Below are 16073 nucleotides of genomic sequence, written 5' to 3' on the forward strand. Positions count from 1 at the left end.
GTCATTCAGGTCGGAACATAGATCGAAAAAAGCCGGCCTTAATAGGCCGGCTCTTTGGGTTTAGGTTAAGCAGTCGGGATTAGAACAAGTAGTTCAGCTGCAAACCATAGATGTACGCATCGCCACCGGCTGAGAACGCAAACCCGTCTTCAGTGCCGTCAACTTGGTCGCCATCTAGGTAAGCGAAACCCGCGTCAACAGAGAGGTTCTCATTCGCAGTGTAGGTCGTACCCAGGCTCCACCAGTGACGGTCAGAGTCAGGGATGCTGAGTGTGCGATCTTCGGCATCCACTGGACTTTCATCGTATGCATAACCGGCACGGAATGCCCAGTGATCGTCCATGGTATAGGTGGCACCCAGTGCATAACGCCAGCTGTTATCCCAGTTTTCGTCTTTTTGTAGACACTGATTATCAACGCTATTGATTTGGTCGTTACATTGTTCACTGGTAGCTTTCAACTCTTGGAAGCTGTCCCAGCCTACATACATAGCACTGTAATGCACTGCAATTTGCTGGTTAAGTTGGTGGAAGCCAGAAAACTCTATAACTTCTGGTAGATTCAGATCTAGTTCGCCACCCACTTTATCGATTTGGCCCACTGTTCCGGTACCCAGAGTTGAGACACCCTCATAGTCACCTTCAAGAGTGATATCTGTTTGAGAGCGATAGGAAAGCCCAAGACGGTTATTCTCATCGATTTCCCACAGCGTGCCGATGTTCCAACCAAAGCCCCAGCCATCCCCTTTAAGGTGCGAAATCCGACTTGTTTTAGTAAAAGACGTACCGTACGCGCTAAGCGCAGAGTTAAGGGTCGATGCTGAAGCCCCAGCAAATCGATTTAATTCTGCGTCTGCATAAATGGCACTAACGCCCGCGCCAATACTCCACTGATCATTGATTTCATAAGCAATATTGGGGTTGAAGTTCATGGTGACAAGTGCAGTATCACCGGCTCCGGGTCCAGCAGCGAAGTCTTTAGAATACTCCGTTGATAGTCCAAAGTTGGAAAAGGCAGAAAAACCAACTACAAGACGATCATCTAGGGGTTGAATCAAATGAAAGTTAGGGACGTACTCAGTCGGAGCCAGATCGTTTTCGTCTGTAGCAAACCCTCCTGCTTCCAGGGTTGCTTTGCTAGTACTACCATTACTGGCACTTTCAACATCCGCGTGGACATCAGGATCAATAATGGTTAAGCCGCCCGAGAAAGCGGTGGTGTTAAAGCGGGTTAGGGCAGCGGCGTTACGTGCGCCCACTGCGGCATTATCTGCGATAGCGGCTTCACCGGCAAAAGCACGCCCCAAACCGGATACCGAGGTTTCTGATACTTGGAAGCCGGCACTGTGTGCTTGCACGGCTAACAAAGATAAACTGGTTGCCACTAGCGATTTCTTAAATAGTGATGACATAACGCGCCTCACTCCTTTGTTAATTAGCTTCTTGTTCTTTGGGGCCGCCGCTTCAGTGCCCATCTTACGTGGGCGTGAGAAGTGGTCGGATGTTCTACAGGTTCAATAGTGGCACCAATTTCACGTTTGTTAAAGGTTGGTTTCAAAACGGGTAACACAATATTTCACCTGGTTGGGCTGACAATGTTTCTATCAGTTGTTTTAAGTAAATACTCTATTTGAGTTATACCTATGCTCAGCCCCTATTTAACGTGATTTTCACACTCGTTTTTTGTCGCTCACTCCTTATGTGCCTGTTTAATAGTGGTTAGTCTGATAACGAAATAAAGACCAAAATAAGATCACAAAAATGTGACCGCAAACAAATTGTTAACAACTATAAGCTGAACTTTTTGTGGTTTGTGAACACGTTTGGCGTCAAGCATGCAGGGTCGGTAGCAACGCAAAGGTTGCGTTGTTGCCGACCTGACTGTGCGTATACGGTCTTTACACCAGCGTGATTAGGTAGAGGGGGACGCTGTGCTCTCCGAGGTGGAAGGCAGGGGCCAACCGCCCAAGCGTTTCCAACGATTGACGATTTCACAGAATAGCTCAGCGGTACGCTCGGTATCATAGAGCGCACTGTGCGCCTCTTTATTATCGAACGGGATTTGCGCCGTTTGGCAAGCTTTCGCCAACACTGTTTGCCCGAGCGCCAGTCCGCTCAGGGCGGCGGTATCAAAGGTGGCGAAAGGATGGAACGGGTTACGCTTTAACTGCGCCCGCTCGGCGGCGGCCATCACAAAGCTGTGATCGAAATTAGCGTTGTGGGCAACCATAATGGTGCGTTGGCATTCCGCTGCTTTTTGCTCTTTACGGATAAGCTTAAAGATTTCCCGCAAGGCCTCGCCTTCATCAACCGCGCCGCGTAGTGGGCTATAAGGGTCACGGATGCCGGTGAACTCTAGGGCGGCGGGTTCAAGGTTGGCACCTTCAAAGGGAGTGACATGAAAGTGCAGTTTTTTGTCTGGCGATAGCCAGCCTTGCTCATCCATTTTTAAGGTGACAGCACAAATCTCTAGCAGTGCATCGGTTTGGGCATTGAAGCCGGCTGTCTCAACGTCGACAACGACAGGGAAATAACCACGGAATCGGGCTTTGAGACTGTTTGGATCACTTGCTTGGCTCATGCTGATGTCACTTTACGAATAATAAGAAAAGGGTGATTATCGCAAATAGTGGCGTTAAGCTAAAGTCGGCGTGTAACGTGTCGATAACTTTATAACCAATTGTTTTTGTCTAAGCCATGTTTTGGTCACTGCAGCAGCGGTGACTCGCGCAACCTTTCAAGCAGTAAACTGTGCGTGAAGACAGAATCACGCGACGTACGGAGTCTGTAATGGCGTTTTGTCCTGTTGATTTAATGAAATGGCACTTTATCCCAGTGGTGGTGTCATGTGTTGCTCTTCTTTTGCCCAATCAGGCGTCTGCTAACAAGCAATACGTGGCATCGTTGGGGGAGTCAAACTGGACCGTGACAATTGATACGCCCATTGAGTGCCGTCTAGAGCATGATGTGCCAGGGTACGGGCAAGCATCGTTCACATCACGAGCCAGTAAGGACATGAATCTCGATTTCTCACTCGATATGCAGCGGCCGATGGGTGAGACCGCGCAGGTGTCACTGCTTTCCATGCCCGCTGACTGGATGCCCGGAGAGCCGGCACGCTATATGGACCAACTCCAGTTCTTCAAACAATTTGATGGCTATGTGGGCGGTCAAACGGCTTGGGCGATGCTGAGCGAGCTAGAGGCGGGACGATTCCCCACGTTTAGCTTTAAAGACTGGCAGCGTCAGCAGCGACAGGTGGATGTGGCGTTATCGGCGGTGGCATTTGGCGCGCCATATAATGAATTTAGCCGGTGTCTGAATAAGTTATTGCCGTATGCGTTTGAGGACATTTCCTTTACCGTCTTGCGTTATCAAGAAAACAGCGATGAGTTGACCAAAGCAAGCCGCCAACGATTGACGCAGATAGCCGAGTTTGTTCGTTACAGCGATGATATCGATTTGGTGCTAGTGGCGACCTACTCTGATGCGCGTGGCACCCGTGAAGCCAATCAGCAAATGTCCGAGCGACGAGCGAAGAAATTGCGCGACTACTTTACCTCGCTGGGCTTACCTGAAGATCGGATTACCGTTGAGGCTTATGGCGAACGCCGTCCGATTGCTGACAACGACGACCCAATTGGGCGCAGTAAAAACCGCCGCGTGGTGATTTCGTTAGGAAGAACCTTGTTATAGGCGACAGCCACCAAGGTTATCACAGACAGTGTATGCCTCCGATACAACATAGACAGCACGAAAAAGCCCGGCATCGAATGCCGGGCTTATTTTTGTGACGTGTCTTGCTGTGTTAGCCGTTCAGACCCGCAGAAGCACTTTTGTTTTGGATAAGCTCCAATTTGTAGCCATCAGGGTCAGTCACGAAGGCGATTTCAGTACTACCGCCTTTGACAGGGCCTGGCTCGCGGGTGATATTGCCGCCCGCTTGACGAATTTGATCGCAGGTCGCGTAAACATCATCCACACCGATCGCGATATGGCCAAAGGCGTTACCGTGATCGTACTCGCTTTCGCCCCAGTTGTAGGTCAGCTCAATCACGGCGCCTTCTGATTCATCGCTATAGCCGACAAACGCCAAGCTATATTTGTACTGCTCGTTTTCATTGGTGCGTAACAAACGCATTCCCATTACTTCGGTATAAAACTTGATAGCACGGTCTAGATCACCGACGCGGATCATGGTGTGTAGAATTCTGCCGTTTGACATGACGTTGCTCCTTTTTGGCTTGCCAGTGCTCGCCGTTGACGGCGTTAGCTATCTGGATAAACTTTTTCTTTGTACTCACATAAATCTTCAATGATACAACTGCCACAGCGAGGTTTTCGTGCGAGGCAGGTGTAGCGTCCATGCAGAATTAGCCAGTGGTGCACATCGACCTTAAATTCTTTCGGCACCACCTTGATCAGTTTTTCTTCCACGTCATTGACGTTTTTACCCATCGCGAACTTGGTACGATTGGACACGCGAAAAATATGGGTATCCACGGCGATGGTGGGCCAACCAAACGCGGTGTTGAGTACCACATTGGCGGTTTTGCGTCCCACGCCGGGCAAGGCTTCTAGCGCCTCTCTACTTTCTGGTACCTCGCCATGGTGTTGCTCAATCAAGGCGCGGCAGGTTTTAATCACGTTTTCCGCTTTGGAATTGAATAAGCCAATATTTTTGATATATGACTTCACCCCATCCACGCCCAATGCCAGTAGCCCTTCGGGCGTATTGGCCACCGGATACAGCTTATCGGTGGCTTTATTGACACTCACATCGGTCGCTTGCGCAGACAGTAACACCGCGATCAGTAACTCGAAAGGGGTTGACCAATTGAGCTCGGTTTGCGGAGTCGGGTTGTTATCGCGCAGGCGCTCCAGAATTTGTCGTCGTTTTTCTTTATTCATTTACCCTATCCTGTGGATCATTGATTACCCGTCACCCGTGCGCGCTCAATCACCGGCTTGTCGTCTTTTTCTGTTTTACTGGCAAGGTGTGTATCAATGATGTTCTTCAACGCGATGAGAAAGCCGACCGCGAGAAACGCGCCCGGTGGTAATATGGCTAACAGAAACTTGGTGTCGAATTGAAAAATCTCAATCCTAAGTGCGGCAGCCCAGTCGCCGAGCAAGAGGTCGGCACCATCAAACAAGGTGCCATTGCCGATAATTTCGCGAATAGCCCCTAATACCACCAAGGCTACTGTCATACCGGTGCCCATCCAAAAACCATCACTCACCGACAAGCCGACAGGGTTTTTAGAGGCAAAGGCTTCGGCGCGGCCGATGATGATACAGTTGGTGACAATCAATGGGATAAAAATACCGAGCGATTGATAAAGGCCGTAAGCATACGCATTCATGACCAGTTGCACGCAGGTCACCAGTGAAGCAATCACCATCACGAAAATAGGAATGCGCACTTCTTTGGGTACCCAGTCCCTAATCAGTGACACAATCAAATTGGAGCCTACGAGTACGGCCAAGGTCGCGATCCCAAGGCCAAGTGCATTGGTGACGGTAGCGGATACCGCCAACAGTGGGCACAAACCTAGTAGCTGCACAAACGCTGGGTTATTACTCCATAAGCCATTTTTCATTAGCTCTTTGTGGGCGCTGTTCATGACGCTCCTCCGCAATTAACCGGTTGGTTGATCAGCGCGTCTTGGTGTTGGCTCACAAACCAAGCCGCTTTTTTGACGGCGCCGACAACCGCGCGCGGGGTAATGGTGGCGCCAGTAAACTGATCAAACTGCCCGCCGTCTTTTTTGACCGCCCAACGCGCATCGTCTTCGCTGGTGACGGTTTTGCCGCTAAAGCTACGGATCCAATCTGACACCCGCAAGCTCACCTTATCTCCCAGTCCTGGGGTTTCGTTATGCTCGAGAACCCGCACACCCAGCACCTGATGGTTGGTCGCATCCATGCCAATTAATACCTTAATGGCACCATTGTAGCCATTAGGGGCCATAGCTTGAATAGCAACGGCACTGACCTCACCGCCTAGGGTGGCAACATAAAAAGGCTGGGCGTCATCGGTGCCCAGTGCATCCTTATTTTCGATAAGGCGGCAGCTTTGATGCAGCGGATTATCGTGCCTGTCTTCAGGGATCACCTGATTGAGCGCCTTTGATAATTGGATTTGCTGCTGCTCTTTAATGGTATCTTCAGTTAGCGCGTGAGTGACCGCCACCAGTGCTGTCGACAAGAGGGCAGCAACAGCGAGAATGCCCCCATGTTTTTTTATGGTATCAATCATGACTTTGACTTCTTCTCCGCACGGTTTGTGGCATGCCCATACGTTCTTGGCTTGGTGTAATAATCAATCAATGGGACGCACAAGTTGGCAATGATTACTGCGAACGCGACGCCATCTGGGTAGCCGCCCCAAGTACGTATTAAATACACCAACACCCCTATCAGGCCACCAAACCATAAGCGGCCACGGTCGGTGGTGGAGGCCGACACCGGATCGGTGGCGATAAAAAACGCCCCGAGCATGGTCGCGCCAGACAACAAATGAATCAGGGGCGACGCGAGTTGATCCGGTGCGACCAAGTGGCCGAGTAATGAACAAGCAAGCAAGGCGACGAGTACCGCGACAGGAATATGCCAATTGATAATGCCACGTTGGATAAGCACCAAACCACCGAGTAGGTAAAGCGTGTTTACCCAAGCCCAACCTTTACCGCCTAGCGCTGAGAAAATGGGCTGTTGCAAGGCTTCACTGACAGTTTGACCGCCTGCTAGCGCGGTTTTAATGGTATCCAGAGGCGTCGCCATGGTGGCGCCATCCACGGTCATACGCAATTGGTTGACGCTAAAACCATCTAAGGTATAGCCGCCAAAAATCGCCGCGAGGGTATCGGTAATGGTCAAACTATGGGTGGCGAGACTCTCTGGCGGTAACCAGGTGGTCATTTGCACCGGAAAAGCGATGAGGAGTACCACGTAGCCAACCATGGCTGGATTGAAGAGGTTCTGTCCTAATCCGCCGTATATATGCTTGGCAACAATAATAGAAAACGCGGTACCAATGACGATCACCCACCAAGGCGCCATCGGTGGGATCGCGACGGCCAATAAAAACGCTGTGAGTAGGGCGCTATTATCGCGAAGGTAAGCCATCACGGGGCGACGACGTAATCGCATGACCAGTGCTTCGGTTGACCATGCCGTGATGACCGCCAAGGTTAATTGAACCAGCACGCCCCAGCCGAAGAAATACCACTGTGCGGCCAAACCGGGCAGGGCACAGAGAAGCACCGTCAGCATAATATGGCTGGTGGAACGTTTGTTGTGGGCGTGTGGTGAACTTGCAATGAAAAACGCCACGTGGGTTATTCCTTATCTTCTTGTGATTGTTGTGCGGCTTTACGCGCCTTAGCACGCGCGACGGCGGCGGCGACAGCGGCTTTTTTGTCGTTAGCTTCGTCGGTTGCAGGCGCGGTGTCTGCAGCGTCGGATGACGTATCGGCAGCCGTCTCAGGTTGTACCTTGGTGTCGCCTTGCTGGGCCGCTTTACGTGCTTTGGCACGGGCAACCGCGGCGGCGACTGCGGCTTTTTTGTCGCCAGCGCCATCCTTTTGTGCCGTCGTGTTTTCTGCGGCGGATGATTGCTCGGCCGCGGGTGTTGGCTCTGCCTTGGTGTCGCCTTGCTGGGCGGCTTTTCGTGCTTTGGCACGGGCAACGGCGGCGGCGACAGCCGCTTTTTTATCGCCAGCGTCATCCGTTTGTGCCGTCGTGTTTTCTGCGGCGGATGATTGCTTGGCCGCCGGTGTTGGCTCTGCCTTGGAATCGCTTTTCTGAGCGGCTTTACGTGCTTTGGCACGGGCAACGGCTGCGGCGACAGCGGCTTTTTTGTCGCCAGCATCATCCGTTTGTGCCGTCGTGTTTTCTGCGGCGGATGATTGCTTGGCCGCCGGTGTTGGCTCTACCTTGGCATCGCTTTGCTGAGCCGCTTTGCGTGCTTTGGCACGGGCAACCGCGGCGGCGACTGCGTCTTTCTTGCCGTCTTGACTCTCGGTGCTGTCGGATGTTGCCTGTGAATCAGCAGCTGCTGAAGCTTTTTGCGCCTCTTTGGCCGCCTTACGCTCTCGCGCTTGACGCTTACGATCTTCGCGCAATTTCATCATTTCACTGTTGTCTGGCTCATCACTGCCGGTTTTTGCCGCTTCGGCTTGTTTCGCTTTGGCCCGTGCGATCGCCGCCGCAACAGCAGGTTTGACATCACTCGATGCCGATTGCGCGGCTTTTTTCGCCTTCACGCGCTCTACCGCAGCGTTAAGCGCATCACCCGAGCCAGTGTTTTGTTGCGCCGCTTGCTTGCGACGCTCGGCCGCTTTGCGATGTTTTTCTTCTCGTTCTTGTTTTTCACGTTCCATTCGCGCTTTTTTGGCTTCAAAACGCTGACGTGCGCGCTCCGCGGCTTCTTTTTCCGCTTCAATTTCACGAATTTCTGCTTTGGCCTGGCGGTAGTATTGCACCAGTGGGATCTCACTCGGACACACATAGGCACAGGCGCCGCATTCAATACAATCGAAGAGATCATAGTCTTGGCACTTGTCGTAGTCCTGATCTTTGGCATACCACTGCAATTGTTGGGGCAACAGGTGAGCGGGACAAACATCGGCACAGGCACTGCAACGAATGCAGGCCATCTCTTGCTTGGCAGGCGCAATTTCCTTGCGCGTTGGCACCAGTACACAGTTAGTGGTTTTAGTCACAGGCACTTGTGTGTGTGGGACGGTAAAGCCCATCATCGGGCCACCAATAATCACCCGAGGCAGTTTTTTCTCAGCCTTGTAACCATGATGCGCCAACAATTCGCCAATTGGCGTGCCAAGTAGTGCCCACCGGTTTTGCTGGGTTTTGAGTGTTTTCCCAGTCAAAGTGACCACACGCTTGATCAGCGGCTCGCCATCTAGCACGGCGCGTTTGATCGCATAAGTGGTCCCGATGTTTTGCATAAGCACACCAATACTGGCGGGAAAGGCTTTGGCTGGGACTTCTTTGCCGGTAATGATTTGAATCAGCTGCTTTTCACCGCCAGATGGATACTTGGTAGGTACTACCTGGATGAGTATGTCCTCATCGGCGGCTTTCACCGCTGCTTTAAGCGCAGCGATAGCCTCTGGCTTATTATCTTCAATGCCAATCACGGACAGCTTAGGCTTAACAATGTGATTAAGAATTTGTACCCCTGCGACGATTTCATCGGCGCAATCTTGCATCAGCCGATCGTCGGCGGTGATATAAGGCTCACATTCTGCGGCGTTGATGATAAGTACTTCAGTACGCGCCAAGCCACTTTGCAGTTTTCTTGCGGTTGGAAAGCCAGCGCCTCCCATTCCAGCAATGCCCATAGAGCGGATATGATCGATCAATTGCTCTGGCGGCTGGGTTTGATAAGCCGGGAGGGCTGGTTTAGGTCCCCACTCATCTTTTCCATCGGGCTGAATCACCACGCAACGGTCGGACAAGCCTGAAGGATGCGCGATGGTTCTATCTTCGATGGCAATCACGGTGCCCGATGTCGGCGCATGTACCGGCACACATTGTTGAATATCCGTCTCAGTGAGGGCTTGTCCCGCGAATACCCGATCGCCCTGGCTCACGCATAATTTTCCCTTGCTGCCAATATGTTGCTTTAGCGGGATAACCAGCTCGGTAGGGAGTATCTTTTCTAAAATGGCGCCGTGATTCGACTGAGTTTTATGCTCAGGCGGGTGAATGCCGCCATGGAAATCCCAGATCTGGCCATGTTTTATTTGTTCTATAAGGCTGTCCATCAGGCGCGTGCTCTCTGACTCTCAGTGACATCTACAACGGGAATTTGTTCAAGCTTCCATTTCCAGGTTTCAGGGGTGTCCTGAACGGGGATCATTTCAATACAGTCGGTCGGACAGGGGGCAACACATAAATCACACCCAGTACAATCTTGCTCGATCACGGTATGCATCGCTTTGGTACTGCCTACAATCGCATCGACCGGACAGGCCTGAATGCACTTGGTGCAGCCGATGCAATCTTCTTCATGAATGAAGGCAACGGTTTTGATACTTTTTTCTTCATCGTGGGCGAGTTCGGTCGCTTCGACGCCCATCAAATCAGCCAAATTTTCAATCGTTTGCTGGCCACCTGGCGGACACTTGTTAATCTCGTCACCATTGGCAATGGCTTCGGCATAGGGGCGACAGCCAGGGTAACCGCATTGGCCACATTGCGTTTGCGGCAGAATGGCATCAATTTGATCGACAATAGGATCCGCCTCCACCTTAAAGCGAATCGAGGCGAAACCTAGGATTGCACCGAATATGGCGGCGAGCGCGGCAAGCACAACCACCGCTATCACTATTCCACTCATGATAAAGTCACCAGTCCTGTAAAGCCCATAAAGGCGAGCGACATTAATCCTGCGGTAATCATTGCCACTGACGCGCCTTTGAAAGGCGCGGGTACGTCAGCGGCTGCAATGCGCTCGCGCATTGCAGCGAATAAAACGAGAACCAGCGAGAAACCACAGGCCGCCCCAAAACCGTAAATAATCGATTCGATAAAGCTGTGCTGTTGTTTCACATTGAGCAAGGCCACCCCGAGTACCGCACAGTTTGAGGTAATCAAAGGTAGGAATACGCCCAATAGTCGGTGCAGTGTTGGACTGGTCTTATGCACCACCATTTCCGTGAACTGCACCACCACGGCAATCACTAAGATAAAGCTCAGTGTGCGCAGGTATCCGAGATCAAGTGGGATAAGAATATAGGTTTCAACCAGATACGAGCTCACTGATGCCAAGGTCAACACGAAGGTTGTGGCAAGCCCCATCCCAATTGCTGTTTCCAGTTTTTTTGATACGCCCATGAATGGACACAAGCCCAAAAACTCCACCAGTACGAAGTTATTGACCAATACTGTGCCCACCAGTAGCAACAAATACTCAGCCATGCTGTTTAATCATTTAATGTTTTTGTGATCTGCCTATTATCGACCTTTGAGGCGGCTATAACAACCGCCATCAAGCAGGGTTTTTGCTTGGTTCGCTGTAAGCTGTTAGTGACGCTTTACGCGCGCACCTTAATCTAGGGGTAGTGGCAGCGTAGCGTGTTCGATCACGGTAAGAGTGTGTGATGAGATCACGGAGAAAGTAGGATAGGTCAAGGAGAACAGAGACATAAATTTGGCTCCCCCAACTGGACTCGAACCAGTGACATACGGATTAACAGTCCGCCGTTCTACCAACTGAACTATGGGGGAATCGTGTCGCTATTGTGTTCTGTGAGGTCTCAAGATAGTGGCTCCCCCTGCGGGATTCGACGGGGACGCCTAGTCCTGCGACATATTCTGCGCAGCAGAAAGGGTGCTCACTTTTGCAATGTCTATCTTATCTCAAGATAGTGGCTCCCCCTGCGGGATTCGAACCTGCGACATACGGATTAACAGTCCGCCGTTCTACCAACTGAACTAAGGGGGAATTGCCTTGAGAACGGGGCGAATGTTAGCGAGCACCTCGAAAGGTGTCAACTGATGAAAAGCAATAAAATCTGTCTTTTCAATCGACTGCTGAAAAGCTAGCCAGCGACGCTGATAAAAGCATCATAGTGGCGAGTGATTGAGCATAGAGGCTATTTTTTTCTTGACTTTTTACACGGCCGGTAATGAAAGGGCTCTCAGCGGTTACCCACAGATTCTGTGGATAACCATGTGTGTGGATCTTGATCAACTGACTATGTGACTGATTTTATACAAGCTTGACGCAGCTATCGTCGGCATGGGAATGACTATAAGGTATTGATTTTTAATGTTTGTGCTTTTTTTAATGCGATCAGTTTGAAAAAAAAACGATCGTGGATTATGCACAGGTCGCTATTTGTTCAACCCTTGAGTATCGGGGATAAAAAAGTGATAAGAGAGGATATTCAATAGAAATACGCGCGAAAACGCATGATTTAGAGGTTTATCTTTATTGCACTCTATGCTCTTTGCACTTGATTTGCTTCGTGCTCGATGCGTTTAGTGCTTTGTTCTAGCTTAGAGCACGTCTTCGCTCAGAGCCGTCTTTGCTTAGACAAGCTGGCTGCAATGGCTGCATGCCAAAAGAGGAACGATAGGTTACCTAGACACCTTCATGAGATCAAGCGTCCAAGACGAAAAAGATCGCAATTGGCAGTTTGTCAGTAGTTAACCGCAATCGTTGACTCCGCAGGGCGAGTCAGGACAATAGACTTTTCGCGTTAGCGCCCCAAGCTGGACATCGTGGTCAGCCCCAAACAGGATAGGTTCATGAGTAAAACATTTACGCTGCATTCTGCTTTTAAACCATCAGGTGATCAGCCTGAGGCCATCCACCGTCTGTGTGAAGGGTTAGAGGCCGGTCTTGCCCACCAAACGCTGCTGGGGGTAACAGGGTCGGGAAAAACGTTCACCATGGCCAATGTCATTGCTGAGCTCAATCGCCCTACTATGATATTGGCTCCCAATAAAACATTGGCGGCGCAGCTTTATGGGGAGATGCGCGAGTTTTTCCCTGACAATGCGGTGGAGTACTTCGTTTCTTACTACGATTATTATCAACCAGAGGCATATGTGCCTTCGACAGACACCTTCATAGAAAAAGATGCGTCGATTAATGATCACGTTGAGCAGATGCGTTTGTCGGCGACAAAAGCGTTGATGGAACGCCGTGATGTGGTGATTGTGGCGTCGGTCTCTGCTATTTACGGCTTGGGTGACCCTGATTCGTATTTAAAAATGATGCTTCACATTCGCCGCGGTGACTTTTTAGACCAGCGTACCATTTTACAACGCCTCGCTGAGTTGCAGTACACCCGCAATGATATGGCCTTTGAGCGCGGAACTTTTCGCGTTCGCGGTGAAGTCATCGATATCTTTCCGGCTGAATCGGACAAAGATGCCATACGGGTGGAGCTGTTTGACGACGAGGTGGAAACCATCAGCGTGTTTGATCCTTTAACGGGGCAGGTGAGTGTCAAAGACATGCCTCGTTGCACCATCTACCCTAAGACGCACTATGTCACCCCACGAGAGCGTATTCTCGAAGCAGTGGAGCAGATAAAAACGGAGCTATCGGCACGTAAAAAAACACTGCTTGAGCATAATAAACTGCTGGAAGAGCAGCGCATCACACAGAGAACGCAGTTTGATATTGAGATGATGAATGAGCTGGGCTATTGCTCGGGTATCGAAAACTACTCGCGTTATTTGAGTGGTCGTGCAGAAGGCGAACCACCACCGACCTTGTTTGATTATTTACCCGCCGATGGACTGTTGATCATCGACGAGTCGCACGTCACCGTGTCGCAAATTGGTGCCATGTACAAAGGCGATCGCTCGCGTAAAGAGACCTTGGTGGACTATGGGTTTCGGCTGCCTTCAGCGTTGGATAACCGACCGCTAAAATTTGATGAGTTTGAGGCACTCGCGCCACAAACCGTGTACGTTTCCGCCACGCCGGGTAACTATGAAGCTGAGAAATCGGGCGCGGATATCATTGATCAAGTGGTGCGTCCGACGGGGCTTATCGATCCTGAAATAGAAGTGCGTCCGGTCGCCACTCAAGTGGATGACTTGCTCTCTGAGGTGCGTGCTCGTCGTGAGCGAGACGAGCGCGTGCTGGTGACGACCTTGACCAAGCGTATGGCAGAAGACTTAACCGAATACATGCAAGAGCATGATGTGCGAGTGCGTTACCTTCATTCTGATATTGATACGGTGGAGCGCATGGAAATTATTCGGGATCTCCGTCTTGGTGAGTTTGATGTCTTGGTCGGGATTAACTTGCTTCGTGAAGGGTTAGATATGCCTGAGGTGTCTTTGGTCGCGATTTTGGATGCGGATAAAGAAGGCTTTTTGCGCTCTGAACGTTCATTAATTCAAACCATTGGCCGTGCAGCACGTAACCTTCACGGTAAAGCGATTTTATATGGCGATTCGATCACCAAGTCGATGAAACGCGCCATTGATGAAACGGAGCGACGCCGGGCGAAGCAAATTGCACATAATGAGGCGCATGGTATCACGCCACAGAAACTCAATAAGAAAGTGATGGACGTGATGGAGATAGGCACGGGTAAACGGGGTAAAAGCGCGAAACCAGCAGTCAAATCGTTGCGTGCCGTTGCCGAGCCTGATGCGGACTATGCGTTGAAGTCACCACAACAAATTGATGCTGAAATCAAAAAACTGGAAAGTCAGATGTTTGAGGCAGCGCAGAACCTTGAGTTTGAAACCGCGGCACAATTGCGAGATCAGTTACAAGCGCTGCGCGAGCAGTTTATTGTAAACAGCTAATGGGATGAAAAAGCACCGCGCGAAGTAAAAAAAAGCCAACCTAAATGACAGGTTGGCTACAGTGTTTCAGTGAGTGAAAACTCACAAACAACGTCAGTTGGCTAGGTGACCCCTGAGGGTCACTGGAATAGATGCATTTGGCGTGCCAAAAATAAAAGATAGCCATTACATCGACAAAACGTGTGGTTTTAACGGACTCGCCCAGCTACAATGAGGGCACAATTGCATAATGCAACGCATTTCGCATACGCTCGTGCAACTGAGTGAGTTATCGCTACACGCCGCGATGCGATTCTTGGAGGATACATGCCAGCACTATCACCCAGTAAACGAATATTGATGGTGGAAGATACGGCGTCGGTTGCGGCGTTATATAAATCCTACCTTAACCCCTTAGATGTGGATGTCACCATTGTAGGGACGGGTCAGGATGCGATGGCTTTTTTCGAGCGAGAAGGCGATCAGTTAGCACTGATGATCTTAGATCTACGCCTGCCGGATATGTCGGGCATTGATGTGCTTGCCAAAGTGCGAGCAGTCGCGCCCGACTTACCCGTGATTATTATGACCGCTCATGGTTCGATTGATGCCGCTGTCGATGCCATGCGTCATGGTGCCAATGACTTTTTGATCAAGCCTTGTGAAGCCGATCAGTTGCGTGTCACGGTCAATAAGTCGCTCAAACCCAAGCCGAGTCATCCGGGGAAAGCGACCAAGCAGGAAAGTGAATACCACGGGTTTATTGGTCGCAGTCTGCCGATGCAGGCGGTGTACCGTGTGATCGAATCGGCTGCGCCCAGTAAAGCCACGGTGTTTATTACCGGTGAAAGCGGGACCGGTAAAGAGGTATGCGCGGAAGCGATTCATGCTGCCAGTACGCGAAGTAACAAGCCAATTATTGCACTGAATTGCGCGGCTATCCCGAAAGATTTGATTGAAAGTGAGTTATTTGGTCATGTGAAAGGAGCCTTTACTGGCGCTGCGTCTGAGCGTGAAGGGGCCGCAGAAATGGCCAATGGTGGCACCTTGTTCTTGGATGAAATTTGCGAAATGGATATGGATTTGCAATCCAAACTGCTACGTTTCATTCAAACGGGGAGTTTTCAAAAAGTCGGCTCCTCGCAAGTGAAGTCGGTGGATGTCCGGTTTGTCTGTGCCACTAACCGCGATCCCTGGCTCCAAGTACAGCAGGGGAAATTCCGGGAAGATCTCTACTACCGCTTGCACGTTATTCCACTCGAGTTGCCGCCTTTAAGAGAGCGTGGAGACGATGTGATCGCCATTGCCAACGCCTTACTCGCGCTGTTTTCCGCTGAAGAAGGCAAAGATTTTTGTCGTTTTAGTGACGAAGTGACCACTCAGCTCCTTCGATACGACTGGCCAGGCAATGTTCGGCAGCTGCAAAACGTGATCCGTAACATAGTGGTGTTGCATAACGGCGAAGAAGTCAGCAAAGAGATGCTACCATCGCCAGTCGCTCGCGTTTCTGGTGCTGAAATTGCATCTACAGGAGATAACACGCGATCGGAAACGGCGAACAGCGCATCAGCAACTCACGAGCCCGTCAAGCCAGCATCGCCAGTGGTGATGAAAGCCGATATAGAACCATTATGGAAAACGGAAAAACGTGCTATTGAAGTCGCGATCGACGTGTGTAATGGCAATATCCCGCAAGCGGCGGGGTTACTTGAAGTTAGCCCTTCAACCTTGTACCGAAAACTACAAGCTTGGCAAAAATCTGCGGCGCATGAATGATAGGAA

13 protein-coding genes and 2 tRNA genes are annotated in these 16073 nt (G+C 50.7%); 3 read left to right on the forward strand and 12 right to left on the reverse strand.

The window, feature by feature from the left end; all coding sequences use genetic code 11:
- Window positions 1-79: 79 nt before the first annotated feature.
- Entirely contained in the window at window positions 80-1411 is a 1332-nt protein-coding gene (locus BZG25_RS08090; RefSeq protein WP_046075306.1) for an outer membrane protein transport protein, read from the reverse strand.
- Window positions 1412-1911: 500 nt separating this feature from the next.
- Window positions 1912-2580 carry a ribonuclease T gene (rnt, locus tag BZG25_RS08095; RefSeq protein ID WP_046075307.1) on the reverse strand — a complete coding sequence of 223 codons (669 nt, stop codon included), beginning with the start codon at window positions 2578-2580 and terminating at the stop codon, window positions 1912-1914.
- Between the two features lie 233 nt (window positions 2581-2813).
- Here rnt and motY point away from each other — a divergent pair, with 233 nt between their 5' ends.
- A complete protein-coding gene (gene motY / locus BZG25_RS08100; protein ID WP_046075466.1) occupies window positions 2814-3695 on the forward strand; it encodes a flagellar protein MotY in 882 nt (293 codons plus the stop codon).
- 112 nt (window positions 3696-3807) lie between these two features.
- On the opposite strand, the gene gloA is transcribed toward motY, so the two are convergent.
- From gloA to BZG25_RS08150, 10 genes are all read right to left on the reverse strand, one after another.
- On the reverse strand, window positions 3808-4224 hold the full coding sequence (gloA, locus tag BZG25_RS08105; RefSeq protein WP_046075308.1) for a lactoylglutathione lyase: 417 nt from the start codon (window positions 4222-4224) through the stop codon (window positions 3808-3810).
- Window positions 4225-4268: 44 nt separating this feature from the next.
- On the reverse strand, window positions 4269-4910 hold the full coding sequence (gene nth / locus BZG25_RS08110) for an endonuclease III (RefSeq protein ID WP_077638807.1): 642 nt from the start codon (window positions 4908-4910) through the stop codon (window positions 4269-4271).
- A 17-nt stretch (window positions 4911-4927) separates the two neighbouring features.
- Window positions 4928-5626 (reverse strand): electron transport complex subunit E, encoded by a 699-nt coding sequence (locus tag BZG25_RS08115; RefSeq protein WP_046075310.1) that lies wholly within the window; start codon window positions 5624-5626, stop codon window positions 4928-4930.
- Window positions 5623-6261, reverse strand: coding sequence for an electron transport complex subunit RsxG (gene rsxG, locus BZG25_RS08120; protein ID WP_077638808.1), 639 nt, complete (start codon window positions 6259-6261; stop codon window positions 5623-5625). The genes BZG25_RS08115 and rsxG overlap by 4 nt, the downstream gene beginning before the upstream one ends.
- On the reverse strand, window positions 6258-7337 hold the full coding sequence (rsxD, locus tag BZG25_RS08125; RefSeq protein ID WP_077638809.1) for an electron transport complex subunit RsxD: 1080 nt from the start codon (window positions 7335-7337) through the stop codon (window positions 6258-6260). Before rsxD ends, rsxG begins: the two co-directional genes overlap by 4 nt.
- A gap of 5 nt (window positions 7338-7342) precedes the next feature.
- The gene (gene rsxC / locus BZG25_RS08130) at window positions 7343-9793 is read right to left on the reverse strand and encodes an electron transport complex subunit RsxC (protein ID WP_077638810.1); all 2451 of its coding nucleotides are present in this window, start codon (window positions 9791-9793) and stop codon (window positions 7343-7345) included.
- Window positions 9793-10368, reverse strand: a complete 576-nt coding sequence (gene rsxB, locus BZG25_RS08135; RefSeq protein ID WP_046075314.1) for an electron transport complex subunit RsxB — start codon at window positions 10366-10368, stop codon at window positions 9793-9795. The genes rsxC and rsxB overlap by 1 nt, the downstream gene beginning before the upstream one ends.
- Window positions 10365-10949 carry an electron transport complex subunit RsxA gene (gene rsxA, locus BZG25_RS08140; protein WP_046075315.1) on the reverse strand — a complete coding sequence of 195 codons (585 nt, stop codon included), beginning with the start codon at window positions 10947-10949 and terminating at the stop codon, window positions 10365-10367. The genes rsxB and rsxA overlap by 4 nt, the downstream gene beginning before the upstream one ends.
- A 233-nt stretch (window positions 10950-11182) precedes the next feature.
- Window positions 11183-11258 (reverse strand) — tRNA-Asn (locus BZG25_RS08145).
- Window positions 11259-11399: 141 nt separating this feature from the next.
- Window positions 11400-11475: transfer RNA gene (locus BZG25_RS08150), tRNA-Asn, on the reverse strand.
- Window positions 11476-12284: 809 nt separating this feature from the next.
- On the opposite strand from BZG25_RS08150, the gene uvrB reads away from it, so the two are divergent.
- Both uvrB and luxO read left to right on the forward strand, forming a co-directional pair.
- Window positions 12285-14312: an excinuclease ABC subunit UvrB gene (uvrB, locus tag BZG25_RS08155; protein ID WP_046075316.1), complete on the forward strand. Its 2028-nt coding sequence runs from the start codon at window positions 12285-12287 to the stop codon at window positions 14310-14312.
- 306 nt (window positions 14313-14618) lie between these two features.
- The gene (gene luxO, locus BZG25_RS08160; protein WP_241828675.1) at window positions 14619-16067 is read left to right on the forward strand and encodes a quorum-sensing sigma-54 dependent transcriptional regulator LuxO; all 1449 of its coding nucleotides are present in this window, start codon (window positions 14619-14621) and stop codon (window positions 16065-16067) included.
- Window positions 16068-16073: the final 6 nt, after the last annotated feature.

Source organism: Salinivibrio sp. ML198, assembly GCF_001996015.1.
GTDB classification, from domain to species: Bacteria; Pseudomonadota; Gammaproteobacteria; order Enterobacterales; family Vibrionaceae; genus Salinivibrio; species Salinivibrio siamensis.

Excerpts from the sequence above, each read along its gene's own strand:
- gloA (WP_046075308.1), bottom strand. The coding sequence starts at position 4,224 with ATGTCAAACGGCAGAATTCTACACACCATGATCCGCGTCGGTGATCTA.
- BZG25_RS08090 (WP_046075306.1), bottom strand. The coding sequence starts at position 1,411 with ATGTCATCACTATTTAAGAAATCGCTAGTGGCAACCAGTTTATCTTTG.
- motY (WP_046075466.1), top strand. The coding sequence starts at position 2,814 with ATGAAATGGCACTTTATCCCAGTGGTGGTGTCATGTGTTGCTCTTCTT.
- uvrB (WP_046075316.1), top strand. The coding sequence starts at position 12,285 with ATGAGTAAAACATTTACGCTGCATTCTGCTTTTAAACCATCAGGTGAT.
- rsxG (WP_077638808.1), bottom strand. The coding sequence starts at position 6,261 with ATGATTGATACCATAAAAAAACATGGGGGCATTCTCGCTGTTGCTGCC.
- BZG25_RS08115 (WP_046075310.1), bottom strand. The coding sequence starts at position 5,626 with ATGAACAGCGCCCACAAAGAGCTAATGAAAAATGGCTTATGGAGTAAT.
- rsxB (WP_046075314.1), bottom strand. The coding sequence starts at position 10,368 with ATGAGTGGAATAGTGATAGCGGTGGTTGTGCTTGCCGCGCTCGCCGCC.
- nth (WP_077638807.1), bottom strand. The coding sequence starts at position 4,910 with ATGAATAAAGAAAAACGACGACAAATTCTGGAGCGCCTGCGCGATAAC.
- rnt (WP_046075307.1), bottom strand. The coding sequence starts at position 2,580 with ATGAGCCAAGCAAGTGATCCAAACAGTCTCAAAGCCCGATTCCGTGGT.
- rsxC (WP_077638810.1), bottom strand. The coding sequence starts at position 9,793 with ATGGACAGCCTTATAGAACAAATAAAACATGGCCAGATCTGGGATTTC.
- rsxA (WP_046075315.1), bottom strand. The coding sequence starts at position 10,949 with ATGGCTGAGTATTTGTTGCTACTGGTGGGCACAGTATTGGTCAATAAC.
- luxO (WP_241828675.1), top strand. The coding sequence starts at position 14,619 with ATGCCAGCACTATCACCCAGTAAACGAATATTGATGGTGGAAGATACG.